Source organism: Dyella marensis, from assembly GCF_049532885.1.
Lineage (GTDB): Bacteria > Pseudomonadota > Gammaproteobacteria > Xanthomonadales > Rhodanobacteraceae > Dyella_D > Dyella_D marensis.
Genome location: NZ_CP064029.1, coordinates 4,027,568 through 4,051,946, shown reverse-complemented (window position 1 = coordinate 4,051,946; position 24,379 = coordinate 4,027,568). Strand labels below are relative to the sequence as shown.

The window sequence follows — 24,379 nt, the reverse complement described above, 5'->3', positions numbered from 1 at the left end:
TTGGATAAGTTACATCCATTTGATTTATAAGAATTTTATCGCGAAGGAAGCTGCGATATCGCGCGATATGACGATTCTTTCGATGCATATGCCTTGCGGCTATCGGACATCTGTCGGAGCCGCGCCCGCCAGGCCGACGGGCGCCTGGCTGGAAGCCGGCTGGTTAGTAGCTGTATTCGAGATACAGCGACGACAGCCCGACCGAATGGTGGTAGTCCGGCCCGAGCCACGGTTCGTTTGCAACGAAACGGGCTTTCACGCGGTAGCTGTCATAGGTCATGGAAAGGCTGAGCTGCGGCGTAATGCGGTAGCCGATGCCGAGGCCCGCGTACCAGCTCGTGTATGAGTCGGAGTGCGAGGTGGCGCTGGTGTAGAAGCCGGAAGGGTTCCCAAGCAGATACTGCCAATGGACATTCTCCCGCTCCTCGATATCCGCGTAGCCTCGCAACAATCCGCCACGGGCCGAAACCAGCCATTCCTGCTGGTTGCCGAAGACATAGCGGCCGGCCAGGCCCAGCGTCACGGCCCTGGTGTCGAGCCGCACTTTGTCGGTGATGAAGCGGACGATCGACAGGCCGGCGCCACGGGACGACTGCAGATTCAGGCGGCCCAGGTCGACGAATCCGCTTTCGACCGCCAAGTCTACGGGGCCGGACCAGCGATACCCGAAGCGCAGGCCGTAGCCCAGGTCCTGCCGGTCCATGCTCGGCCTAATGACGAACGCCTTGGTGTCGGTGGCGGCGGGATAGTTCGACTGCCCCGCGCTCGCACCGAGATAGAACTGGCCATCCGGCGCGGCCTGGGCAGCGCCGCAGGCGAGCAGGGCGACAGCGATCGTGCAGAGCAAGGCTTCCTTGCGCATGGGAGCTTCCTTGGGGTGGGGAGCGGCAAGTTCAGCATTGCCCGCAGCGTTTTGTCCACCGCCGCGCCGCCGCCGAAAGCGCTTTCCGGTCAGCGGTTTGGGCGCTCCCGCCCGCTTGCGGCACAATAGCCGGGTTGTGCGCCGCGAAAACCGCATCGCGGCAGTTTCCCCTCCCGCATCCCAAGCAGCCGCCATGACCACCATCAAGCAAGACGATCTGATCCAGTCCGTCGCCGACGCCCTGCAGTACATCAGCTACTACCACCCGGTCGACTACATCACCAACCTGGCCCAGGCCTACGAGCGCGAGGAATCGCCGGCGGCGCGCGATGCGATGGCGCAGATCCTGATCAATTCGCGCATGGCCGCCGAAGGCCATCGCCCGCTGTGCCAGGACACCGGCATCGTCACGGTCTTCCTGAAGGTGGGCATGAACGTGCGCTGGGACGCCAGCATGTCGCTGGAGGACATGGTCAACGAAGGCGTGCGCCGCGCCTACAACCATCCGGACAACAAGCTGCGCGCCAGCGTGCTGGCCGACCCGGCCGGCAAGCGCCTCAACACCAGGGACAACACGCCGGCGGTGATCAATGTCTCGATCGTGCCGGGCGACACCATCGAGGTGATCGTGGCGGCCAAGGGCGGCGGTTCGGAGGCGAAGTCGAAGTTCGCAATGCTCAATCCGTCCGACTCCATCGTCGACTGGGTGCTCAAGACCGTGCCGACCATGGGCGCCGGCTGGTGCCCGCCGGGCATGCTGGGCATCGGCATCGGCGGCACCGCCGAGAAGGCCATGCTGCTGGCGAAGGAATCGCTGATGGAGCACATCGACATCCAGGAGCTGATCGCGCGGGGCCCGCGGAACCGCATCGAGGATCTGCGCCTGGAGCTGTACGAGAAGGTCAACGCGCTGGGCATCGGCGCGCAGGGCCTGGGCGGCCTCACCACCGTGCTCGACATCAAGATCAAGGACTACCCGACCCACGCCGCCAACCTGCCGGTGGCGATGATCCCCAACTGCGCCGCCACGCGCCACGCGCACTTCACCCTGGACGGTTCCGGCCCGGTGATGCTCGAGGCCCCGTCGCTGGAGCACTGGCCCAAGCTCACCTATGACTCGTCGAAAGGCCGCCGCGTCAATCTCGACACGGTCACCCGCGAGGAAGTGGCCAGCTGGAAGCCCGGCGAAGTGCTGCTGCTCAATGGCAAGCTGCTCACCGGCCGCGATGCCGCGCACAAGCGCATGGTCGACATGCTCAACAAGGGCGAGCCGCTGCCGGTGGATTTCCACGGCCGCTTCATCTACTACGTCGGCCCGGTCGATCCGGTGCGCGACGAAGTGGTCGGCCCCGCCGGCCCCACCACCGCCACCCGCATGGACAAATTCACCGAGCAGGTGCTGGCGCAGACCGGCCTGCTGGGCATGGTCGGCAAGGCCGAGCGCGGCCCGGCGGCGATCGAGGCGATCAAGAAGCACCAGTCGGTGTACCTGATGGCAGTGGGCGGCGCGGCGTATCTGGTGTCGAAGGCGATCAAGTCCTCGCGCGTGGTGGGCTTCGCCGACCTCGGCATGGAAGCGATCTACGAGTTCGACGTAAAGGACATGCCGGTGACCGTGGCCGTCGACTCGGCCGGCACCTCGGTGCACCAGACCGGCCCGAAGGAATGGCAGGCGCGGATCGGCAAGATTCCCGTCGTCGTGGCCTGAGCGCTGCTCTTAACCCCCTCTCCCCTCCGGGGAGAGGGTTGGGGTGAGGGGTCGGTCGGAGCGTAGAAGCAGGAACAGAAAGCAAGCCTCGCGCTGTCGATCTTCTTGCGCGAGCACCCGCCCCTCATCCGGCTGCCGCCACCTTCTCCCCGGAGGGGAGAAGGACCGCACCTTGGGACGCCCTCGATTTTCAGTATTTAGCGCATTGCATTTCCACCTGGTGCAGCGCAACACTGGCCGAATACTTTTCCCCACCACGCCACCGAAGGTACCCGTGAACCCGCAAAGCCCCGCGTCGCTTCCTGCCGACGCATCCTGGATCGTGATGAAGTTCGGCGGCACCAGTGTCGCCACCCTGCCGCGCTGGCAGAACATCCGTGAGCTGGTTGCCAGCCGCCGCGCCGAAGGCGCCCGCGTGCTGGTGGTCGTGTCCGCGCTCACCGGCATCACCGACGCACTCAAACAGATGTGCGCCCAGGAACACCAAGGCAAACGGGTCGAGGCTGCACGGGCGATCGCACAGCGTCACTACGACCTGCTCGATCACATGCAGCTGGCGGTTCCGGCAACGCTCGCACAGCGCCTGTCCGACCTGGCGAAACTCGCCGAGGAAGGTCCGGGCGCCATGGGCGAGCTGGCCTGGGCCGCGCTGGTGCAGGCGCATGGCGAGCTGATGTCCAGCGCGCTGGGCGCCGCGTTCCTCACCCATTCGGGGCTGCCGACGCAGTGGCTAGATGCGCGCGACTGCCTCGCCGCCGTCGCGCTGCCGAATCAGAACGAACGCACCAAGCTGCTCTCGGCGATGGTCGAGGCGCGTCCGGATCCCGCGCTCAACGCGCGCCTGGCGGAACTGGGCGAGGTCTTCATTACGCAGGGCTTCATCGCCCGCGAGGCGCAGGGCCGCACCGTGCTGCTAGGCCGCGGCGGCTCGGATACCTCGGCCTCGTACTTCGGCGCGCTGCTGAAGGCGCAGCGCGTGGAGATCTGGACCGACGTGGCCGGCATGTTCACCGCCAACCCGCGCCAGGTGCCGGGTGCGCGCCTGCTGCAGCGGCTGGATTACGAAGAGGCCCAGGAAATCGCCTCCACCGGCGCCAAGGTGCTGCATCCGCGTTGTCTCTCGCCGCTGCGCGAGCCGCGCGTGCCGATGCTGATCAAGGACACCAACCGGCCCGAGCTGGAAGGCACCGTGATCGGCCCCGAGGTGCGCGAGCACGCGCCCAGCGTCAAGGCGATCAGCGCGCGCAAGGGCATCACCCTGGTGTCGATGGAATCGGTGGGCATGTGGCAGCAGGTCGGCTTCCTCGCCGACGTGTTCGCGCAGTTCAAGCAGCACGGCCTGTCGGTGGACCTGATCGGTTCGGCCGAGACCAACGTCACCGTGTCGCTGGACCCCACCGAGAACCTGCTCGACTCCGACGCCATCGCGGCCCTGGCCAGCGACCTGGCCAAGGTGTGCCGGGTGAAGGTGATCGCGCCCTGCGCCGCGATCACCCTGGTCGGCCGCGGCATGCGCTCGATGCTGCATACGCTGTCGGGCGTGCTGGCGGAGTTCGGCCAGATCCGCGTGCATCTGATCTCGCAGTCGTCCAACAATCTCAACCTCACCTTCGTGGTGGACGAGAACGTGGTGGACGACCTGCTGCCGCACCTGCACGAGCTGCTGATCGCCGCCGGTGCGCTGCGCACCGACGACAGCGCGCTGTTCGGCCCCAGCTGGCAGGCGCTGTACGGCAGCGGCGAAGTGCTGGCCCCGGCGGCCTCGTGGTGGCGCACGGCGGAGCGCGAGCGCCTGCTCAAGCTCGGCGCCGAACGCACGCCGCGCTACGTCTACCACCTGCCCACCGTGCGCCAGCAGGCGCGCGAGCTGAAATCGCTGGGCGCGGTCGACCGCCTGCACTACGCGGTGAAAGCCAACACCCATCCGGCCATCCTCAGGGCGCTGGCGGAGGAAGGCTTCGGCTTCGAATGCGTGTCGCCGGGCGAGATGAAGGCGGTGATGGCCGCGGTGCCCGAATCGGCGCCGCTGCTGTTCACGCCCAACTTCGCCCCGCGCGCCGACTACGAGTGGGCCTTGGGCACGCGCGCCACCATCTCGCTGGATGCGCTGTACCAGCTGGAGCACTGGGGCGAGCTTTTCCGCGGCCGCGAAATCGTGCTGCGCGTGGATCTGGGTCGCGGCCTGGGCCACCACGAAAAGGTGCGCACCGGCGGCAGCGGCAGCAAGTTCGGCCTGCCGGTGGAACTGGTCGACCAGTTCCTGCGCCTGGCCGACACCCACGGTGTGATCGTGCGTGGCCTGCATGCGCACCTGGGCTCGGGCATCCTCGACGAAGGCCACTGGGGCGAGGTCTACGGCCAGCTGGCCAGCCTGGCCGAGCGCATCGGCAGCGTGGCCTTCCTGGATATCGGCGGCGGCCTCGGCGTGCCTTCGCATCCCGGCGAGGCGCGGCTGGACATCGCCGCGCTGGACCGCGTGCTGCGCGGCGTAAAGGCCGCCTATCCGCACTACCAGCTGTGGATGGAGCCCGGCCGCTATCTGGTTGCGGACGCCGGCGTGCTGCTGGCCCGCGTCACCCAGCAGAAGGGCAAGGGCGCCTGGCGCTACCTGGGCGTGGACACCGGCATGAACAGCCTGATCCGCCCCGCGCTGTACGAAGCCTGGCACGAGATCGTCAACCTCAGCCGCCTGGACGAACCGGCCACCGGCCTGTTCCAGGTGGTCGGCCCGATCTGCGAAAGCGGCGACGTCCTGGGCACCGACCGCCGCCTGCCGGAAGCGCAGGAAGGCGACGTGGTGCTGGTGGCCCAGGCCGGCGCGTACGGGAAGGTGATGTCGTCGCCGTACAACATGCGGGATGAGGCCGAGGAAGTGATCCTCGACTAAGAGCGCCTCGCTCCCACACTTCTCCCTCTCCCCTCCGGGGAGAGGGCGGGGTGAGGGGTCGGGGCTCGCGAAAACGCAACAACGGAGCGCCCAGGGATGAAGCGCTTGAATGTCGACAGGGCGCGCAACCTTCGCCAGAAACAAACCGACGCCGAGCGGGCACTCTGGCGCCAATTGCGCGCCAGGCACCTGCAAGGATGGAAGTTCCGCCGCCAGCATCAGGTCGGCAGCTATATCGTCGATTTCGTTTGCATGGATGCGTGGCTGATCGTCGAGCTCGACGGCGGCCAGCATGCGGACCAGGTGATCTACGACGAGCGCCGTACCTTGGAACTGCAAGCCATGGGCTACCGGGTGCTGCGTTTCTGGAACAATGACGTCTTGGCGAATCCGGAAAGCGTCCTTGAGGTTCTATAGGAGGCTTTGGCCAGCCCCGGCCCCTCACCCCAACCCTCTCGGAGGGGAGAGGGGCAGGTCGCGGCAAGCCATAGGCGTCGCTGCACAACGAGAATTCAGCCACCTTGCCGTCAGGGCAATCAGGCAAGGTGACAAATCGGAGCCACTGATAGTGACCACCCCCATCCAACCCCGCCTCACCCAGGTCTTCCGCTTCGTCCGCTGCAGCTATGCCGACGGCGTGGCCGAGCTGGCCTATGCCTTCGACAACGGCGAGGAACTGGTCGAGCGCGTGCGCTTCCCCCATGCGCCCGCCGTGCCGCCTGCGCATGCCGCCGCCTTCGAGCGCGCGCTCAAGCTGCTGCACCTGGTCGCGGGCGTCAGCTACTACAAGGCCGGCGTGCCGCCGCGCATCGAAGTGGCCGGCGGTCCGCTGGACGACGCCACCGCCGATCTGCTCGATGCGCTGTACCTGCACGGGCTGGCCGAATTCGCCTACCGCAACGGGCTGGACCTGCGCGGCCGCATCGCTTTCCCGCGCGGCGGTGCCACGCAGGCGGCCGCTCCCGCCTTGAAGCTGCCCGCGCGCACCCTGGTGCCGATCGGCGGCGGCAAGGACTCGCTGGTGGCGGTGGAAGCGATCAAGTCCGCCGGCGGCGAAGCGACCGCGGTGTGGGTGGGCAATTCGGAACTGATCGCCGCCTGCGCGGCGCGCACCGGGCTGCCCACGCTCAATATCCAGCGCGAGCTGGCGCCGCAGTTGTTCGAACTCAATCGCCTGGGCGCGTGGAACGGGCATATCCCGGTGACCGCGGTGAACTCGGCGATCCTGGCGCTGGCGGCCATTCTCTACGGCTACGACAGCATCGCCTTCGCCAACGAGCGCTCGGCATCGGCCGCCACGCTGGAATACGAAGGCCAGCAGGTGAATCACCAGTGGAGCAAGGGCTATGTATTCGAGCAGCTGCTGGGCGACTGGCTGCACGCGCAGGTGGCGGCGGATCTCGATTACTTCTCGCTGCTGCGCCCGTACTCGGAGCTTGCGGTGACGCGCGCGTTCGCCAAGCTCACGCCGTATTTCGACGTGTTCTCCAGCTGCAACCGCAACTTCCGCATTCTCGGTCCCAAGCCGGCGGACCGCTGGTGCGGGCAGTGCCCGAAATGCCATTTCGTGTTCCTGGCGCTGGCGCCGTTCCTGCCCAAGCCGCGCCTGCTGCAGATCTTCGGCCGCAACCTGCTGGACGACGACAGCCAGGCCGCCGGTTTCGACGCGCTGCTGGAATACCAGGACCACAAGCCGTTCGAATGCGTGGGCGAAGGCGCCGAGGCGCGCGCCGCCATGTATGCGCTGAGCCAGCGGCCGGAGTGGCAGGAAGACGCGCTGGTCGCACGCTTCCGCGGCGAGATCCTGCCGCAGCTCGACGTCTCCGCGCTGGCGCTGGAACCGTGGCTGCAGGCGTCGCCGGAACAGCGCATTCCCGCCCGCCTGCGCGGCGCGCTCGACTTCTTCGCCTGAGCGCCGCGCATGCGCATCGCTGAACTGGCCGGCCGGCGCGTCGCCATCTGGGGCTTCGGCCGCGAGGGGCGCGCCGCCATCGCGGCGCTGCGCCAGCGCCTGCCGGCATTGCCGCTGACGCTGTTCTGCGGCGAGGCGGAAGTGGCCGGCGCGCAGGCGTTCGATGCGGCGCTCACGGTGCATGGCCGCGAGCCCGATGCGATCGATCTCGCCGCGTTCGACGTCGTGGTGAAGTCGCCCGGCGTCTCGGCCTACAAGCCCGCGCTGCTCGCCGCGCAGGAGGCCGGCCTGCGCCTCACCTCGGGTACCGCGCTGTGGTTCGGCGAGAATCCGCAGGCCAAGGTCGTCGCCGTCACCGGCACCAAGGGCAAGAGCACCACCACCGCGCTGCTCGCGCACCTGGCGCGTGCGCTGGGCGTGCGTACCGCGCTGGCCGGCAATATCGGCATGCCGCTGCTGGAGTTGCTTGGCCAGTCCGCCGAGCTGTGGGCGATCGAGCTGTCCAGCTTCCAGACCGGCGAAGCCGGTCCGCTGGCGCTGGGCGTGATCACCAGCCTGTACGAGGAACATCTCGACTGGCACGGCTCGCGCGAACGCTACGTCGCCGACAAGCTCAAGCTCGCCGACGTCTCGCAGCGCCTGCTGGTGAATGCGCTGCAAGCCTCGCTGCTGGAAAAGACCGCCGGCCATCGCGCACGCCTGCTGTTCGGCGAGGCGCAGGGCTGGCATGTGGCGAACGGCTTTATCCGCCGCGGCAACGCCGACATTTTCGAAGCGAAGCGCCTCGCCGCTCCTGGCGCGCACAACGCGCTCAACGCCTGCGCCGCGCTCGCCGCGCTGGAAGCGATGGGCTACGACGCCGTCGCCGCCGCGCCCGCCCTCGCCAGCTTCGTGCCGCTGCCGCACCGCCTGCAGCCGCTGGGCGAGCGCGACGGCGTGCTGTGGGTCAACGATTCGATCAGCACCACGCCGCTGGCCACGCTGGCCGCGCTGGAAAGCCTGCACGGCCGCGCGGTCACCGTGCTGGCCGGCGGCCACGACCGTGGCCTGGACTGGTCGGACTTCGTCGCCGAGGAACTGGCGCACCCGCCGCACGCCATCGTATGCAGCGGCGCGAACGGCCCGCGCATCGCCGCGGCGCTGCGCGAGGCGAAGGTGGCAACCACCCTGGTGGAAGCCGCCAACCTCGACGCCGCGGTGGCCGAGGCGCGCAAGCTCACGCCCACCGGCGGTTGCATCCTGCTGTCGCCCGGCGCGCCGAGCTTCGACCAGTTCCACGACTACGCCGAGCGCGGCCGCCGCTTCGCGGACCTGGCCGGCTTCGATGGCCGCGCCATCACCGGCATCGCGGGATTGGGCATCGCCTGATCGGTGCGAATGTCGTAGGTTGGGGTGAGCCGCAGGCGAACCCCAACATCGCAAAGTCCGGGCGCAGCGCATCGTTGGGGTTACTGGCTGCATCAGCAGCCAGCCCCTCGGGCCATCCGCTACGCGGATGTTCGCTACGGCATCCTGCCTTCGCAGTCGCCTGCTGCTCACCCCAACCTACGAGGAATTTGCATGAGCCGCGTTGCCTCCGCCTCCATCGTCTCCACCGGCACCGACTACCTGCACCACATCCAGGCCGGCCATTACGCGCTGGATACCGACGAACCGAAGGCCTTGGGCGGGCAGGGCGCGGCGCCCGCGCCGTTCGATCTGTATCTCTCGTCGCTGGCCGCCTGCACCGCGATCACGCTGCGCATGTACGCGCAGCGCAAGGGCTGGAACCTGGGTGAGTTCCGCGCGGAGCTGAGCCTGACGCGCGACGACGAAGGCAAGCTGCATATCCTGCGCGTGCTGCATTCGGATCAGCCGCTGAGCGACGAGCAGTGGAAGCGTTTGCTGGAAATCGTGGCGAATACGCCGGTGACGAAGGCGATGCGCGAGGGGGCGGAAATCAGCAGCGAGCGTGGAAGCTGAGCTTCGGGTAAGCCACGACATAACAAGGCCGTCATTCCGGCGCAGGCCGGAATCCAGTGGCGATATCGCCCGATGTTTGCGTGCGGATTAAAGAGCTGAATGCTCTTCCGCCAAAACCAGGCGTGGTCGCTACTGGATGATTCGCTTCGCTCACCCCTTCGGGGCCGCCCTGCGGGCGTTCTTCGCGCTGCGCGCTCGTCCGGCCTGCGCCGGAATGACGGCTTCGTTGGAGTCCGGCGTGGATTTGACGGCGCAACGATCTATGGCGCAGCAACTGCGCCCAATTGCTTCGCCAGTGCATACAGCACACGCAAGTCGTCCCCATCGAGCGTGTCGCCATCCATCCCCCGAAAGTGATGATGAAACGACCGCACCGCCGCCGCCCGGTTATCCAGCGCATAGCCGATCAGCCCCAGCGCCATCCACGGATCGAAGCCCGCCGGTGGATCCACCAGCGGCCCCTGCGGCCATAAGCCATAACCGGCATCGGCCAGCCGGTTCCACGGAAACAGCGGGCCGGGATCGTCCTTGCGCCCCGGCGCCAGGTCTTCGTGCCCGATCACCTGCGTGCGCGGAATGCGCAGGCGCGAGGTGAGATCCGCCAGCAGGCGCAGCAGGCTGTCGATCTGCGGCTGCGCGAACGGCGTGTGGCCGTCGTTGTCCAGCTCGATGCCGATCGAGGCGGAATTGAGGTCGGTGATGGCGCCCCAGCGCCCCGGCCCCGCATGCCAGGCGCGCTGCTCGTCCGCCACCAGCTGGTAGATATGGCCGTCCGCGCCGATCAGGTAATGCGCGCTCACCGGGCCGCCGCTGTTGGCGGTGCGCAGGGTGTCCAGGCTCTGCTGCACCGAGTGCTGGTCGGTGAAGTGCAGCACGATCACTACCGGCCGGCGGATATCGTGATTCGGCGAGGGCACCCAGGTGGCCATCGGATTGCGCGCCGGCAGCGGCGCGCAGGCGGCCAGCCAGGCCAGCGGCAGCAGGAGCAGGCCGCGGCGCGCGGTGCGGAGCAGGGAAGCGCTGGCGGAACGTGGCACGGCGGTCTCTCGCAGCGGGAAAACCCGCGGAAAACTGCCGCAGCGCCGCGGCAGCGTCAAGCCGGAGCCATGCCGGCGCTAAGATCGCAACGACCCTCACTGTTGCCGTGCCATGGACATCCGCCTCGACCGCGACCTCACCGACCACCGCATCATCAGCCTGCTGCAGGAACACCTGCGCGACATGGCGCGCCACTCGCCGCCGGAAAGCATCCACGCCCTGGACCTGGACGGCCTGCGCCGGCCGGAGCTGAGCTTCTGGACCGTGTGGGACGGCGAGGACCTGCTCGGCTGCGGCGCGCTCAAGCAACTGGACGCCGCCCACGGCGAGATCAAATCCATGCGCACTGCCAACGCGCACCGCCGCCGCGGCGTGGCGGCGGCCATGCTGCGCCATCTGCTGGACCAGGCCGCCGCGCGCTCGTACCGGCGGCTGAGCCTGGAAACCGGCTCGATGGCGGCGTTCGAGCCGGCACGCCGGCTGTACGCCAGCTTCGGCTTCGATTTCTGCGGACCGTTCGACAGTTACGTCGACGATCCCAACAGCGTGTTCATGACGCGCCTGCTGTAAGCCTGCACCCGCGCCGCCGCGCCCTGGGCAATAATGCGGGCGTCTGCACTTTTGGGGGCGCCGGTACGGCGCGGGGGTGTGCGATGCATCTGGATCTTTTCACGCTCGGCGTCATCGGACTCGCCGTCGGGGCGACCATTTCCCTGAGTTTCACCCTGCTGGGCCTGGTGCTGCGCGGGCTGCCGGCGCTGCGCATCTGGGCGGCGGCGTTCTGGATCATCACCCTGGCCGGCCTGGCGCAGGGCCTGGACGAGCGCGAGACCTTCCTGTCCGCCATCGTCGGCAACGTGCTGATCGCCATCGCCAACGCGGCGATGCTGATGGGCATCGCCGTGCACGTGCGCTATCCGCTGCGCTGGCGCTGGCCCCTGCTGCTGTCGGGCCTGTTCCTGGCCATGCAGATCGGGTTCCTGCTGGCGTCGCCGGGGCAGCGCGTGGAGGCGCTGGCATTCGGTGCCCGGAGCGTGGTGTGGGATGCGTGGATGATCTGGGTGCTGCTGCGCCGCTCGCCGCGCGACCTGCGCGTGAGCTGCGTGTTCACCGCGCTGGTGTTCGGTTCGGATGCGGTGTTCTACGCCATGCGCTCGATCGTGATGGTGGCGCCGGCCACCACCTCGCAGGTGCTGCTGGCCACGCAGCTGATCACCGCCAATTACCTGTTCGCCATCTTCTGCACTTTCCTGGTCAGCACCGGTTTCACCCTGATGCTGGCCGAACGCCTCACCCTGGACCTGCGCAGCATGGCGCGCACCGACGGCCTGACCGGCCTGCGCAACCGCAATGCGGTGATCGAGGATGCCCGCCAGGCGGTGGAGACTTGCCGCGCGCAGGGGTGTACGTCGTCCGTGCTGCTGCTGGACCTGGATCGCTTCAAGTCGGTCAACGACAGCTGGGGGCATGACGCCGGCGATGAAGTGCTGCGCCATTTCGTCAAGATCGTGCACGCCGTGCAGTTGCCGGATGGGGCGCTGCTGGGCCGCTACGGCGGCGAAGAATTCCTGCTGGTGCTGCCGGGCATCGATGCCGCGCAGGCCATTGTCGCGGCGGAGGAGGTGCGTTCGCGTGTGGCCGCCTTGCCGGCCCTGCACGGTGAGCTGCGTATTCCCGTCACTACGAGTGTCGGCGTGGCCGGCGGCAGCGGACTGGATTTCAACGGGTTGATCACCGCTGCCGATGCGGCGCTGTACCGGGCCAAGCACCGTGGACGCAACCGCGTGGAGTGGGCTGGCTTTCGGCCGGTGGAGACGGCGCTGGGCTGAGCGTGCGGTTCGTCGTCGCGGTGTAGGCCTCGCTAGCTCGTCATTCCGGCGTAGGCCGGACGAGCGCGTAGCGCGAAGAACGCCCGCAGGGCGGCCCCGAAGGGGTGAGCGAAGCGAATCATCCAGTCACTGTATGGCTCGGTTGTCGCGGTGACGTTTGTGGGTCTCGCCTTTGGCGAGTGTTTCGCCCCGCTGCCGCGGGGCGAGTTACTTTTTCTCTGCGTGCCCAGAGAAAAAGTAACCAAAAAGAGAGGGCACCCTGCTTGGCGCCCTCAGCAGCTGCGCTGCTGAGGGTCCGTGAGGGCTGGCCGGGCTTTTTGACAGGGCATCCATGCCCTGATCAAAAAGGCGGGGACATCGTGTCCCCGCCCCCCTGCGGGGGCCTTTTCGTCCAGCCCTCACCGCCGGCGCCAAGGGGACCCGGTGGATCAAGAGCAAGATCAAGAGCCAAAGCGCACAAGCGGAACGCCGCGGCTGCGCCGCAGGCTCTTCGTTCGATTATCGCCCCGCCCTACATCCCCCTCTCCCCTCCGGGGAGAGGGCCGGGGTGAGGGGCCGGGCGGAGCGATGGGCTGACGGTCGAGAAAGCCCAAAAGCTTTTCTTCTCTTCGTCGCAACGCCACCGCGAGCACCCGCCCCTCATCTGCCTGCCGGCATCTTCTCCCCGGAGGGGAGAAGAGTTTCACGATGCGGCTCTACTAGTGCGGCAACGCTTCCGTCCCTTCAATCACAAATTCACTACCAGCTTCACCAGCCGGCTGCCGCCCGCCCGCAAACAGCTGGTACCTGCCAGCCACCACCTTCCGCTCCCCCTGCGCATCCACCGTGCTCAACTGCCGCGCCTCGATCTCGAAATGCACGAGCTTCGACTCGCCGGCCTTCAACGCCACACGCTGGAAACCCACCAGGCTATGCCGCGCCGCCCCCGCGGCCTTCGAACTCAAATACACCTGCACCACCTCATCGCCATCCCGCTCGCCGGCATTGCGCACCTGCACGTCCACCCCAAGCTTGTTACCCGCCTTCAAGCTCCTGGCCGACAACTTCGGCGCCTCATACGCAAACCGCGTGTAGCTCAAGCCATCGCCGAACGCGAACAGCGGTGTGCCGCGGAAATAGCGGTACGTCCTTCCTTCCATGCGGTAATCGTCGAACTTCGGCAGATCGTCGGCCGACGCATAGAACGTCACCGGCAGACGTCCCGCCGGGTTGTAGCCGCCGGCCAGCACGTCGGCGATGGCGGTGCCGCCTTCCTCGCCGGGATACCAGGCGACCACGATGGCGTCCGCATGCTGCTTCGCCCAGTTCAGGGCCACCGCGCTGCCGCTGGTCAGCACCACCACCAAGGGCTTGCCGCTGGCGGCGGCGGTTTCCAGCAGGCGCTGCTGCGTGGCCGGCAGGGACAGGTCGGTGCGGTCGCCGCCGGCGAAGCCCGGCACGCTGACCTGCAATTCCTCGCCTTCGACATCCGGCGACAGGCCGACCACGGCCACCACTGCGTCTGCCTTGGCGATCGCTTCCTTCGCCTCGCGCAACTGCGCCTCGGCCGGCGCGCTCCATTGCAGGCGGATGCCCTGGTCCTCGCCGGTGTGGCGCAGTTCCAGTTTCAGCGGACGCGGGCGCGTGTCGGCGAAATGCAGGGGCAGGTTGAGGTCGTAGTCCTTGCCGTGGTCGTCCAGCACCAGCTTGCCGTCCACGTACAGGCGCACCGGATCGTGGCCTTTGCAGTCGAAGCAGCGGTCGATGTGCAGGTTGAGGTTGTAGTCGCCGGGGCCGGGCGGCAGCAGCTCGCCGGTCCAGCGCACGGCGTAGCGGGCGGGGTCGAGCTGCTTCGCCGGGGCCACTTCGTCCCAGTCGAAATCGATGCGGCGGTCGGTGCGGACCAGCGCGGGCTTGCCGCTGAAATCGGTGTTGGCGAAATACTCGCCGCGCAAGCCGGGCGCGGCCTCCTTGCCGCCCGTGCGCAGCGCGGTGGACGGCACCGGCACGGACACGCCCTGCGCCAGCGTCGCGCCCTGGGCGTAGCTCACCTGCGCTTCGCCGAAGCGCTTGCGCAGGCCGGCCAGCGGCGTCACCGGATCGACCGCGGTGCCGTGATAGTTCGCTTCGAGGATGTTCAAGGCATCGGCGTTCGGGCCGATCACCGCGATGCGCGCCGTGCTCTTCAGCGGCAAGGTGGCGCGCTCGTTCTTCAGCAGCACGATCGATTCGCGCGCGGCCTGCAGGGCCAGCGCACGGTGCGCCGGAGAGTTGATGTCCTGCGCGCCCAGCGCCGCGTAAGGGCCGCCGGCATCGTCGAGCATGCCCATGCGGTAGCGCGCCGCGAACAGGCGGCGCGCGGCCCGGTCGAGCGTGGCTTCGCTCACCTGGCCCTTGCGCACCGCCTCGCCCAGCGCGGCGTAAGCGATGCCGCAATCGAGATCGGTGCCGGCGGCAACGGCTGCCGCGGAGGAGCCGGCGTTATCCGGCTTGTAGCGATGGAACTGGGTCATGTCGTCCACCGCATCGCAGTCGGACACGACATAACCGGCAAAGCGCCAGTCGCGGCGCAGGCGTTCCTGCAGCAGCAGCGGCGAGGCGCAGGCGGGCGTGCCTTCCAGCGCGTTGTAGGCGCACATCACCGAGGCGGCCTGTCCTTGCGTCACCGCCATGCGGAACGCCGGCAGATAGGTGTCTTCCAGATCGTGCGGCGAGGTGCGCGAATCGAAACCGTGCCGGCCTTTCTCCGGCCCGCTGTGCACCGCGAAATGCTTGGGCGTGGCGGCGGCCTTCAATTGCGCCGGGTCGTCGCCCTGGATGCCGCGCACGAACTGCGTGGCCAGGGTGCCGGTGAGGAAGGGATCCTCGCCATAGGTTTCCTGGCCGCGGCCCCAGCGCGGGTCGCGGAAGATATTGATGTTCGGCGACCAGATGCTCAGCCCGTGATAGCGCGGATGATCGCCGCGCCCGGCCAGGTTGTACTTCGCGCGCGCTTCGGTGGACACCACGTCGCCCACCGCGTGCAGCAGCGGTGCGTTCCAGCTTGCCGCCAGCCCGATCGCCTGCGGAAACACCGTGGCATAGCCCGCGCGCGCCGTGCCGTGCAGGCCTTCGCTCCACCAGTCGTAAGCCGGCACGCCCAGGCGCGGAATGGCCGGCGCCGAGCTCTGCAGCTGCGCGATCTTCTCCTCCAGCGTCATGCGCGCGACCAGGGCCGCGGCACGCTGGTCGGCCTGGGCGGCATCCATGGCGGCGGCGTGGCCGGCCAGCATCAGGCTGAGCGCGAGGGCGGCGTGGCGCCAAGGGGAACGAAGGCGGGAACGGTACGACGGCTTCACGGACTCTCCTCGCTGGGCAGCGGAGGTCCGAGTCTGCCACGGCTATTTTTTTGGACGGGACAATCGCTGCTCGCGGTAGCTGGCTTCCATCAGGGCCGTGGCCAGCTCGCCGAGCTTCAGGTGATCGAAGCTGGTGTTGTTCATCACGATCACGCTGTGGCCGTCGTCCAGCGTGCGCCAGGCCAGCACGCGGAAGGCGCCGTTGGAGCCGTATTCCCAGGCCACGGGATGGTCGGCGCCATCAAAGGGCAGGGTCCGGGTGCGTCCGCCCAGGGCGTAGTTCTGCAGCGGGCGTTCCACGCTCATCAGCGTGCGCGTGCTTTCCGGCGACAGCAGCCGGCCGCCGAACAGGGCATCCATCAGCACGAACAGGTCGTTGGCGCTGGCGTAGAAGCCGCCAGCCAGCACCATGAAATCGGGCAGGGGTTTGTCCAGCGGCAACACCTGCGGCGCCAGTTGCCGGTAGCCCAGCGCCATGCCTCGCACAGCGGACGAGCTGCCGCGGTAGATGCCGCTGTGGCGCAGCGCGAGCGGTTGGACCAGATAGCCGTCCACCAGCGAAGCGTAGTCGCGGCCGGTGGCCTGCTCGATCACGGCTTTGACCAGCAGCCAGTTGGAGTGTGAGTAGTCCCAGTCGGTGCCGGGGGCGAAGCGCAGGTCGCCGCTGGCGAAACGGCGCACGGCTTCGGCATTGCTTAGCGACAGATCGCGCGTGGCCGGATCGCGCTTGATCGCTTCGTCGATCTCGTTCGGTACGCCGCTGGCGTGGCTGATCAGCTCGCGCAGGGTGAGCCGGTCGCCGTTGTCGCGGCGATAGTCCGGCAGGTAAGTGGAGATCGGCTCGTCCAGGGCCAGCTCGCCTTGCTGCACCAGCCGCATGACCACGATCGAGGCGATCCATTTGGAGATCGAGCCGGTCTCGAACGGCGTGTCGGCGGTGAGCGGCTGCCGCGTGGCGGCGTCGGCGACGCCGAAGCTCTCGGCGTAATCCACCTGCGAACCGTGGCCCACCAGGATCACGCCATTGAAGTGCTGGTCCACCGCGAAGCGCCGGGCCGTGGCGGCGCAGGCATCGCAATCGGCGAGGGCGGGAAAGGCGGCGAGCAGGGCGAGCATCGCCCACATCAGCCGCCATCCCGCGCGGCCATCCTTCTGCTTGTGCAACTTCGGCGAGCCATTCATCGGGGCACCTGGCGAGCGGGAGACTCCCGGTCGGATGCCCGGCGGCGCGAATGGGTTTAAGCGCGCCGTACTGCTTTCGAACGCGTACCGCTCAGCGGCTGGCGGCGACGGCGGTGGTCGCAACCGATTCGGGCGCCGACGCATGCGTGGTCAGCATGCCGCCCAGGACCAGGGCGCAGACCAGCAGACCGGCGGCGAAGAAACCATGCAGCATGATGTTTTCGAATTTCATGACGACTCTCCTCAGTGCGAATGAAGCGGCAACTGCTTAGCGGTGGGCGGCGGCCACGGCGGTGGCGGCGATCGCCTGCGGAGCGGCGGCGTGGGTGGTCAGCATGTTGCCCAGGACCAGGGCGCAAACCAGCAGGCCGGCGGCGAAGAAGCTCTTGAGCAGCAGGGTTTCGGCTTTCATGACATCTCTCCTTGAGGTGGGTGTTCGAGGCTTTCGAGGTATAGATGGCAAGGGTCGTGCCAACCGCGCAGATGGCGCGCAGGCCGCGCCGTTGAGCCATTTCTTGAAAACGTCGTGGCGGGCCAAGGTTGTCCGCGGACAGGCGGACGGCTGTGTCCGGACAACGAGCCGGACAGCGGACGCCATCTTGCATGCACGAATCGGGCGCCGCGCCGATCGCAAGAACAGATGGCCGCCGTGCGTTCGAACACGGCTTGGACGGATGGATGGCGCCAGGGGAGTTGAAGCGCGCCCAACCATGCCCATGTGGCAACCACCGATTGGCGGCGTGCTGCCGCCGGCCGGCTTCATCCCCTCACGATCAGGAACGAACGATGAGCATCAGTTCCACTTTCGCCCGCACCGCCCTGTCCGCCGCCATCGTGCTCGGCAGCACGCTCGCCCTGGCGCCCGCGCATGCCGCGGCGCCGATGGCCAGGACCAGCGCACCGGGCTACTACCGCATGATGCTGGGCGACTTCGAAGTGACCGCGCTGTCCGACGGCACCCACGCGATGGACGTCAACCAGCTGCTGGACCAGGCCAAGGCTTCGACCGTGCAGCAGTCGCTGAAGGCGGCCGACCAGACGCCGTCGTACGAATGGAGCTTCAACGGTTTTCTGGTCAACACCGGCAGCAAGCTGGTACTGATCGACACCGGCGCCGGCACCTCCATGGGCAGCGACCTGGGCAAGCTGGCCGCGCGCATCAAGGCCGCCGGCTACACGCCCGAGCAGATCGACGAGATCTACATCACCCATATGCACCCCGACCATATCGGCGGCCTGGTGGCCGACGGCAAGGCGGTGTTCCCCAATGCCACCGTGCGCGCCGGCAAGGCCGATGCGGATTTCTGGCTGAGCAAGGCGCAGGAAGAGAAAGCGCCGGCCGAAGCGCGCGAATTCTTCGACGGCGCGCAGAAGGCGCTGGATCCCTACGTCAAGGCCGGCCATTTCAAGCCGATCGCCGCCGACGGGGAGCTGGTGCCGGGCATCCGCTCGATCAGCCTCAACGGCCACACGCCGGGCCATACCGGCTATGCGGTGGAGAGCAAGGGCCAGAAGCTGCTGGTGTGGGGCGACACGCTGCACGTGCAGACGGTGCAGTTCGCGCATCCGGAGGTGTCGATCAAGTTCGACAGCGACGGCGCGAATGCGGAGAAGGTGCGCGAGCGCATCCTGGCCGATGCGGCGAAGAACGGCTACCTGGTGGCCGGCGCCCATATCTCGTTCCCGGGCATCGGGCATGTCGCGGCGGACGGCAAGGGTTATAAGTGGTTGCCGGTGAGTTACACCGAGATCCACTGAGTGACGTTCGAAGGGCCTGCGCGATGCGGGCCCTTTTTTTATGGGCGGATGCTCACCAGCTGGTCATCGCATCCCTACAGAAAAGCTTTCGTCCACCAGCAAGGGCAACAGCGGCGTGACGGAGGCTTCGTTGGACTTGCTCCAGCGCGTCCTGCCCGAGCCATCGCGAAAACCCTGCGCTGGCGTGGACAAGGCTGTACATGCTCGTGGTTCCGGATCAGCGGTGAGCGGCAACAGCGGCGGTGCCGGCGACCGATTCCGGGGCCGAAGCGCGCGTGGTCAGCATGCCGCCCAGAACCAGGACGCAAACCAGCAGACCGGCGGCGAAGAAACCCTTCAGCATCAGGCTTTCGACTTTCATGACATCTCTCCTTGCGTGGTTGGTCTTGCGTGCTTGGTTGGTCTTGCAAGGTAGATATGGCAAGGCGCGTGCCAACCGCTCCGATGGCTCGCAGGCCGCGCCGTTGAGCCATTTCTTCAAAGTGCCATGGCGCGGGGCGGTTGTCCGCGGACAGGTGGACAGGCTTGTCCGGACAGCCCGGCGGACAGCTGGCGCATGCTTTTTCGCCCGGTGGACCTTGCCGCCGGATAGTGGGGTCCCGGTCACGCGGCCCGCCGGCACGCCCCGGTAAAATTCCCCGACCGCAAGACGCGGCCACCGCTGAAAAGGAGTTTCACGGTATGCGCATCGAAACCGTCGATGAGCTGAAGGATCACCTCAGGATCCTGTTCGACGACCCATCCCTCAAGTTCGGCGACGACCTCGGCTACGGGGTCACGTTCGACGTGCCCGGCAAGGCCCGCGCCGTGATGCTGTCATTGCAGGAACGCACCGATGCCGCACGCTGGGGCGGCGACGCGGGCAACTGGTTCTACAAGTGCGATGACGAGAACTGGCTGCTCTATCTGCGTTCGATTCCGCATGCGGTGGTCTGCATTGCTTCGGTGAGGTCGTTGCATCGGAGGCATCTGGAGCAGTATCAAGGAAGCAATGCGCCGGTTTGAGGCGAGTGGGACTGCCTGGATGCGGAAAGCCGATTTTCTATCGCTCATGAAGTTTCCGCCCGAATGGGAAGAGTGGGGTCTCTATCCCGATGAGCTCTTTCTGGAGCAATGGGCGCTTTACCGGCCGGGTGACGAGGCTGGCAGCGAGCATGATCGGAATGGTGCGTTTCATTGGTGGCTGAAGCGGAAGCCGGATATGGATGTCCTGGAAAAGCTGTTGCTCCTTTCCCACTTGGACGGCGATCAGCTGATGGCAGCGGATGCCCGTCGTTACATCGATCAGGCGATCGGTAACCTGGATATCCGGGAAGGCTGCTGAATTTCCATGCCGCCCTGGTTGCCATCTGTAGCAACTGGATCGTCTGATTGAAGTCAGGCACGCTAGCGCGAGCAGCTCTCGTGAAAGCGGAGGTGATGCCTTGTGGAATACATCAGAGTCTTATCGAAGGGCGTGGGGCTCGGCTATCCCGTCGAGATCCTGATCGAGGTCGGGCCGGATGGTTGCGCGCGCCGCAAGCTGGAACGGTTTGCGGATGGGCGGGTGGCGCTGGCCAGTGCGCGGTTTGCGGAGGGCGATACGCGGGTGGATGACAAGCCGGTGCCGTCGCTGGATGAAATCGATGCCGATCCGGAGTTCGTGGCGCAGAAGATGACCAGGGTTGAGTTTGAGCGGGCGTGGAATGCGGGGTTTCTGACGCAACCTGCTTCGCCCTGGCACGGATAAGGCGTAAGTGAATCGAGCGATGGAAGAGCGGCATCTGCTGATCCTGGATCTGGACGAAACTCTGGTGTACGCCACGCCGCAGGCCTTGGACTATGCGCCGGTAAGGCAAGTCGGGCCGTATGCCGTCTATCTCCGTCCCGGCGTGCAGGATTTCCTTGAGCACGTGGCGAGGCATTTCCGGCTCGCCGTGTGGACGTCGTCTTCTTCGGCGTATGCGGCGCAGATCGTGCCGATGCTTTTCGAGGACGCGTCGACGCTGGAGTTCGTGTGGTCGCGCGAGCGCTGCACGCCGCGGCGGGACTTCGAGCGCGACGTGTGGGTGGATACGAAGTCGCTGCACAAGGTGAAGCGGCGCGGCTATGACTTGAGGAAAGTGCTGGCGGTGGACGACACGCCGCAGAAGTACGCGCGTAGTTACGGCAATCTCGTGCTGGTGAAGCCGTTCGAGGGCGACCTCGGAGATGATGAGTTGATTCTGCTGGCGCCTTATCTGCAGCGGCTGGCTAATGAGCCTGATGTCAGGCGAATCGAGAAGCGCGGTTGGCGCAGGTCGGGTGATGAAGCGCTTTGAATATCCTGTGGTCCGTTCTGATGGGAGCCATGTGTCGTTGCGGGATTTCCTCAGCCGGCTTCCTGGGCATGGCTACACCTGGCGCATCCTGTTTTTTCATGGCGTCGGGGTGGCGCCCAATGGGATGGACATGGCGGCGTTCGAAGCCGCATGTCTCGGATCGCCGCGGGGTGTTGTCTTCGCTTGGAATGAGCTGAAGGCTTTCGTCGACGATATCGATCAAGTTCATGACTGCTTGATCGTAGCTTCCAGCGAGCATGCTTCCATCGACGCGGAGGCGGTGCGCCAGGGTGACTATGCAGGCTGCGATTTCGTGCTCGAGCTGTTCGACAGTACAACGTGGGAAGCCGCTTATGGCGAAGCGCTGGAAGTGTCGTTTGGCGCCGCATGCGAAGCGGTTCGCCTTGCTCCTTCTCCTCTCCGGTCGATCGGAAGGTAGTCCTCGTGAGAGAGGGCTGGGGTGAGGGGCGGGTGGGGGAACTGAAAGTCGCGAAGACCTAAGAGCTTCTCTTCGCTGCGTAGAAATGGCATCGCTAGAGTGGCCCCTCATCCGCCTGCCGGCACCTTCTCCCCGGAGGGGAGAAGGGTTCTACATCTGGGCTCTTTATGCCTCCGGCGGCGTCACCCCGCACGCCTCCAGCATCTCCGTAATCCTCGCACTCACCCAATCGAAATCCTCCGGCCCGGCCGCGGCCAAGGGTGGATCGGTGAGCGTGGCGAAGGCGCTCCAGAATTCGTCGCGGTCACCGGTGTCGCGCAGCAGGTGCGGGACCTGCTGCGCGATGCCATCGAGCATGGCCTGAAGCTGTTCGCGGGGCGTAGTCATTCGGTCAGCGTACGCCGCCGGTTGCTATGGCGGCGTGTAGGTGTTCGCGCAGACCGGTGTCAGGCAATGCCCCACAGCTTCTTCGCTTCTTCCGCGATCACGTCGGGGAATTCCTCGGGAAAGAACAGGTTTGCGCCTTCGATCCTGCGCACACCCTTGGAGTTGCCCAATGTCTTGTCGAGGTAGTCCGGGTCGGAGCCTTTGAAGATGGTGTCGCCGGTGCCCCAGATGATGCGGGTGGGGATGGTGCTCTTCTTGAGCAGCGGTTCGACGCCGGCCAGCGGATTCGGATCCAGGCCCAGCGCGTAAGCATCGGCCAAGGCCTTGCGCTGCGGCGTGGCCACGATCGGGCCGAGGTACATGTCGAAGGTTTCGTCGGCCATGCGCGCCGGGTAGGTGAAGGTCGAGCCGCCCAGGCCCTTCGGCGAGCGGGCGAAGTTCTTGTCGAGCACGTTGGGCACCAGCCATTCGTCAGCGAACTTGCCGCGGCGCGCGGCTTCCAGCACGGGCAGCACGGCGGGCGGCGGGCTGTCCGGTTCCACGTCGCAGTTGGTCAGCAGCACGGTGCGCACGCGCTCCGGGTGCGTGGTCATGAACAGCTGGGCGACGGCGCCGCCGCTGTCGTTGGCGATCAGGTCGACGGTGCCGATATGCAGCTGGTCGAGCAGGTAGGCGAGCATCTGCACCTGGTCGGCCGGCGTCACGCTCTGGCCGGGCGCGGGGCGGGTGTAGCCCAGGCCCATGGAGTCCGGCGCCACGCAGCGGCGGTAGGGCGAGAGGCGGTCGATGGCGCCGCGCCACTGGTAGCTGTTGAGCGGGAAGCCGTGCAGGAACAGTGCGGCGGGGCCGTTGCCGCGGTCGACGTAGGCGATCTCGCCGAACGGCGTCTTGGCAAAGCGGCGGGCGGCGTTGAAGGCGGCGACGCTGTCGAGGCTGCCGCTGCCGGAACCGCCGGCGGCGATGGCCTTCTGCGCGGCGCGGGGAGCGCAGGCGGCGAGCGCGCCTGCGGCCAGGGAACCCGCGGCCAGGGTCAGGAACTGTCTGCGATGCATGTCGGTGCTCTCCGGAGGGTGCGTAGGGGACGGCTGATGGGTGCGGATGATTCGCTCGCGACGGCATGGCGGCAATGACCTGGCAGGTCATGGCGGCATGACCTGCCAGGTCATTGGTCTGGGTACGGACCGCGCCGTATGCTCGCGCCCCATGAACCGAGCCCACGCCCCCTTGCCGATGGCCGCACCCGCTTCCGCCGTAGGCGGACTGCTACGCGAATGGCGCGCCGCGCGCCGTCTCAGCCAGCTCGACCTGGCCCTGGAGGCGGGCATCTCCGCCCGCCACCTGAGCTGCGTGGAAACCGGCAAGTCCCAGGCCAGCCGCGAGATGCTGGCGCGCCTGGCGGACACCCTCGGCATGCCGCTGCGCGAGCGCAACGCGCTGCTGGTGGCGGCGGGCTTCGCGGCGAAATACCCGGAAACCGAACTGGCCATGCCGGCGATGGCGCAGATCCGCAAGGCGATCGACGCGATCCTGCAGCAGCAGGAGCCGTACCCGGCCTTCCTGCTCAACCGCCATTGGGACGTGCTCGGCGCCAACCGCGCGGCCGAGCGGGTGGGCGACTACGTGATGCACGGCCAGCCCAGCAAGCACACCAATATGCTGCGGCAGATGTTCGATCCGGAAGACTTCCGCCAGGCGGTGGTCAACTGGGAAGAGATCGCCGAAAGCATCGTGCGCCACCTGCACAACGAAGTGGCGGCGGCGCCGTCCGACACGAAAGCACGTGCGCTATTGGACGAAGTGCTCGCCTACCCGGGCGTGCCGGCGAGCTGGCGCACGCGCGACCTGTCCTCCGCGCCGTCGCCGCTGATGACCACCGTGCTGCAGGGCGATGGCGAGCAGCTGCATTTCTTCTCCACCATCACCACCTTCGGCACGCCGCGCGACGTGACGCTGGAAGAGCTGCACATCGAGTGCTGCTTCCCGATGGACGAAGCTACCGCGGCGCGCTGCCGGCAGCTGGCGGAACGGAATCCGTAAGCGCCCTCAGTGGCACACCAGCACCGGCACGTCGCAGCACAGAATCACCTTGTGCGTGACATTGCTCAGCATCAGGCGCTCGATACCGTTGTGCGTGTGTGCATCCATCACGATCAGATCGCAGTGGTGCTTGGTAGCCGCGCCGGCGATGGCGGCGTAGGGGCGGTTGTCGAACACGTATTCGCCATCGCAGGGGACGCCGGCGGCCTGGGCTTTCTCGCGCACTTCGTCGAGGTATTCCTGGGCATGCCCGATGGAGCGGCGCTTGCAGGCGTCGCCCTGGACGATGTCGGCGATAAAGCTCACGGCCGGCAGCGGCGGCAATACGTGCAGGGCGTGCACCCGCGCATGCAATTGAGCGGCGAGGCGTATGCCGGTGTCGATGGCGTGGACGGAGGCGTCGGTGCCGTCGGTGGGAATGAGGATGTGGGTGTACATGGCCGTCTCCCTAGGTGGCTCGCCAGCCGTGCGGTTGGGGCGCGGCGAGGGCGGGTGACGGTTTCTGATATCCGCTGATTGGGGTGGGGTTGCAACTGGGCTTTCGTTGGATGGAAGGGTTCGCTTCGGATGGCCCCTCATCTGCCTGCCGGCATCTTCTCCCCGGAGGGGAGAAGAGTTCGAGTTTTGGGGACTGCCTTCAACCCGCCGCAACCTACCCCCTCTCCCCTCCGGGGAGAGGGCTGGGGTGAGGGGCCGGCCGGAGCGCAACGCCAAAGGCTAGCCATACCCCCTTCCGCTTTACCCAAAAAAGAAAGCCGCAC

General features: G+C 67.1%; 25 protein-coding genes. 15 read left to right on the top strand and 10 right to left on the bottom strand.

Going from position 1 to position 24,379, the window contains the following annotated elements; translation table 11 throughout:
• Positions 1-163: 163 nt before the first annotated feature.
• Complete coding sequence (locus ISN75_RS17745; RefSeq protein ID WP_343820583.1) at positions 164-862, bottom strand: outer membrane beta-barrel protein; 699 nt, start codon at positions 860-862, stop codon at positions 164-166.
• 193 nt (positions 863-1,055) lie between these two features.
• Here ISN75_RS17745 and ISN75_RS17740 point away from each other — a divergent pair, with 193 nt between their 5' ends.
• The 6 genes from ISN75_RS17740 to ISN75_RS17715 all read left to right on the top strand — a co-directional run bounded on the left by ISN75_RS17740 (position 1,056) and on the right by ISN75_RS17715 (position 9,331).
• Positions 1,056-2,570: a fumarate hydratase gene (locus tag ISN75_RS17740; protein ID WP_343820585.1), complete on the top strand. Its 1,515-nt coding sequence runs from the start codon at positions 1,056-1,058 to the stop codon at positions 2,568-2,570.
• A gap of 274 nt (positions 2,571-2,844) precedes the next feature.
• A complete protein-coding gene (locus tag ISN75_RS17735) occupies positions 2,845-5,457 on the top strand; it encodes a bifunctional aspartate kinase/diaminopimelate decarboxylase (RefSeq protein ID WP_343820586.1) in 2,613 nt (870 codons plus the stop codon).
• Between the two features lie 96 nt (positions 5,458-5,553).
• Entirely contained in the window at positions 5,554-5,874 is a 321-nt protein-coding gene (locus tag ISN75_RS17730; protein ID WP_343820588.1) for an endonuclease domain-containing protein, read from the top strand.
• A 151-nt stretch (positions 5,875-6,025) separates the two neighbouring features.
• Positions 6,026-7,369: a UDP-N-acetyl-alpha-D-muramoyl-L-alanyl-L-glutamate epimerase gene (murL, locus tag ISN75_RS17725; RefSeq protein ID WP_343820590.1), complete on the top strand. Its 1,344-nt coding sequence runs from the start codon at positions 6,026-6,028 to the stop codon at positions 7,367-7,369.
• A 9-nt stretch (positions 7,370-7,378) separates the two neighbouring features.
• A complete protein-coding gene (gene murD / locus ISN75_RS17720) occupies positions 7,379-8,737 on the top strand; it encodes a UDP-N-acetylmuramoyl-L-alanine--D-glutamate ligase (protein ID WP_343820591.1) in 1,359 nt (452 codons plus the stop codon).
• 192 nt (positions 8,738-8,929) lie between these two features.
• Positions 8,930-9,331, top strand: a complete 402-nt coding sequence (locus ISN75_RS17715) for an OsmC family protein (RefSeq protein WP_168647860.1) — start codon at positions 8,930-8,932, stop codon at positions 9,329-9,331.
• Between the two features lie 260 nt (positions 9,332-9,591).
• Here the strand turns inward: ISN75_RS17715 and ISN75_RS17710 are convergent, their stop codons facing one another.
• Positions 9,592-10,344: an N-acetylmuramoyl-L-alanine amidase gene (locus ISN75_RS17710; RefSeq protein WP_343820601.1), complete on the bottom strand. Its 753-nt coding sequence runs from the start codon at positions 10,342-10,344 to the stop codon at positions 9,592-9,594.
• 136 nt (positions 10,345-10,480) lie between these two features.
• Between ISN75_RS17710 and ISN75_RS17705 the strand changes: the two genes are divergently transcribed.
• Together ISN75_RS17705 and ISN75_RS17700 are read left to right on the top strand one after the other, a co-directional pair.
• Entirely contained in the window at positions 10,481-10,939 is a 459-nt protein-coding gene (locus tag ISN75_RS17705; RefSeq protein ID WP_343820593.1) for a GNAT family N-acetyltransferase, read from the top strand.
• An 83-nt stretch (positions 10,940-11,022) separates the two neighbouring features.
• A complete protein-coding gene (locus ISN75_RS17700; RefSeq protein WP_343820594.1) occupies positions 11,023-12,198 on the top strand; it encodes a GGDEF domain-containing protein in 1,176 nt (391 codons plus the stop codon).
• 698 nt (positions 12,199-12,896) lie between these two features.
• On the opposite strand, the gene ISN75_RS17695 is transcribed toward ISN75_RS17700, so the two are convergent.
• From ISN75_RS17695 to ISN75_RS17680, 4 genes are all read right to left on the bottom strand, one after another.
• Complete coding sequence (locus ISN75_RS17695) at positions 12,897-15,449, bottom strand: glycoside hydrolase family 3 C-terminal domain-containing protein (RefSeq protein WP_343821077.1); 2,553 nt, start codon at positions 15,447-15,449, stop codon at positions 12,897-12,899.
• A gap of 108 nt (positions 15,450-15,557) precedes the next feature.
• Entirely contained in the window at positions 15,558-16,697 is a 1,140-nt protein-coding gene (locus ISN75_RS17690; protein ID WP_343820897.1) for a serine hydrolase domain-containing protein, read from the bottom strand.
• Between the two features lie 91 nt (positions 16,698-16,788).
• On the bottom strand, positions 16,789-16,929 hold the full coding sequence (locus ISN75_RS17685; RefSeq protein ID WP_167256424.1) for a hypothetical protein: 141 nt from the start codon (positions 16,927-16,929) through the stop codon (positions 16,789-16,791).
• 36 nt (positions 16,930-16,965) lie between these two features.
• Positions 16,966-17,109, bottom strand: coding sequence for a hypothetical protein (locus ISN75_RS17680; protein ID WP_167256425.1), 144 nt, complete (start codon positions 17,107-17,109; stop codon positions 16,966-16,968).
• Positions 17,110-17,483: 374 nt separating this feature from the next.
• Between ISN75_RS17680 and ISN75_RS17675 the strand changes: the two genes are divergently transcribed.
• Positions 17,484-18,455 (top strand): MBL fold metallo-hydrolase, encoded by a 972-nt coding sequence (locus ISN75_RS17675; protein ID WP_343820899.1) that lies wholly within the window; start codon positions 17,484-17,486, stop codon positions 18,453-18,455.
• Positions 18,456-18,672: 217 nt separating this feature from the next.
• Here the strand turns inward: ISN75_RS17675 and ISN75_RS17670 are convergent, their stop codons facing one another.
• Positions 18,673-18,816 carry a hypothetical protein gene (locus ISN75_RS17670; protein ID WP_343820900.1) on the bottom strand — a complete coding sequence of 48 codons (144 nt, stop codon included), beginning with the start codon at positions 18,814-18,816 and terminating at the stop codon, positions 18,673-18,675.
• A 320-nt stretch (positions 18,817-19,136) separates the two neighbouring features.
• On the opposite strand from ISN75_RS17670, the gene ISN75_RS17665 reads away from it, so the two are divergent.
• The 5 genes from ISN75_RS17665 (at position 19,137) to ISN75_RS17645 (ending at position 21,194) form a co-directional block, all read left to right on the top strand.
• The gene (locus ISN75_RS17665; RefSeq protein WP_168647866.1) at positions 19,137-19,460 is read left to right on the top strand and encodes a hypothetical protein; all 324 of its coding nucleotides are present in this window, start codon (positions 19,137-19,139) and stop codon (positions 19,458-19,460) included.
• 19 nt (positions 19,461-19,479) lie between these two features.
• On the top strand, positions 19,480-19,779 hold the full coding sequence (locus ISN75_RS17660) for a hypothetical protein (protein ID WP_168647867.1): 300 nt from the start codon (positions 19,480-19,482) through the stop codon (positions 19,777-19,779).
• A gap of 102 nt (positions 19,780-19,881) precedes the next feature.
• The gene (locus tag ISN75_RS17655; protein ID WP_168647868.1) at positions 19,882-20,184 is read left to right on the top strand and encodes a DUF6881 domain-containing protein; all 303 of its coding nucleotides are present in this window, start codon (positions 19,882-19,884) and stop codon (positions 20,182-20,184) included.
• Positions 20,185-20,191: 7 nt separating this feature from the next.
• Positions 20,192-20,755 carry an NIF family HAD-type phosphatase gene (locus ISN75_RS17650; RefSeq protein ID WP_210427731.1) on the top strand — a complete coding sequence of 188 codons (564 nt, stop codon included), beginning with the start codon at positions 20,192-20,194 and terminating at the stop codon, positions 20,753-20,755.
• Complete coding sequence (locus tag ISN75_RS17645; RefSeq protein ID WP_168647869.1) at positions 20,742-21,194, top strand: hypothetical protein; 453 nt, start codon at positions 20,742-20,744, stop codon at positions 21,192-21,194. Before ISN75_RS17650 ends, ISN75_RS17645 begins: the two co-directional genes overlap by 14 nt.
• A gap of 165 nt (positions 21,195-21,359) precedes the next feature.
• On the opposite strand, the gene ISN75_RS17640 is transcribed toward ISN75_RS17645, so the two are convergent.
• Together ISN75_RS17640 and ISN75_RS17635 are read right to left on the bottom strand one after the other, a co-directional pair.
• Positions 21,360-21,551 (bottom strand): hypothetical protein, encoded by a 192-nt coding sequence (locus ISN75_RS17640; RefSeq protein ID WP_167256436.1) that lies wholly within the window; start codon positions 21,549-21,551, stop codon positions 21,360-21,362.
• Positions 21,552-21,640: 89 nt separating this feature from the next.
• On the bottom strand, positions 21,641-22,633 hold the full coding sequence (locus ISN75_RS17635) for an alpha/beta hydrolase (RefSeq protein WP_343820903.1): 993 nt from the start codon (positions 22,631-22,633) through the stop codon (positions 21,641-21,643).
• Between the two features lie 151 nt (positions 22,634-22,784).
• Between ISN75_RS17635 and ISN75_RS17630 the strand changes: the two genes are divergently transcribed.
• Entirely contained in the window at positions 22,785-23,618 is an 834-nt protein-coding gene (locus ISN75_RS17630; protein WP_343820904.1) for a helix-turn-helix transcriptional regulator, read from the top strand.
• A 6-nt stretch (positions 23,619-23,624) separates the two neighbouring features.
• Here the strand turns inward: ISN75_RS17630 and ISN75_RS17625 are convergent, their stop codons facing one another.
• Positions 23,625-24,056 carry a universal stress protein gene (locus ISN75_RS17625; protein WP_167256443.1) on the bottom strand — a complete coding sequence of 144 codons (432 nt, stop codon included), beginning with the start codon at positions 24,054-24,056 and terminating at the stop codon, positions 23,625-23,627.
• Positions 24,057-24,379 lie beyond the last annotated feature (323 nt).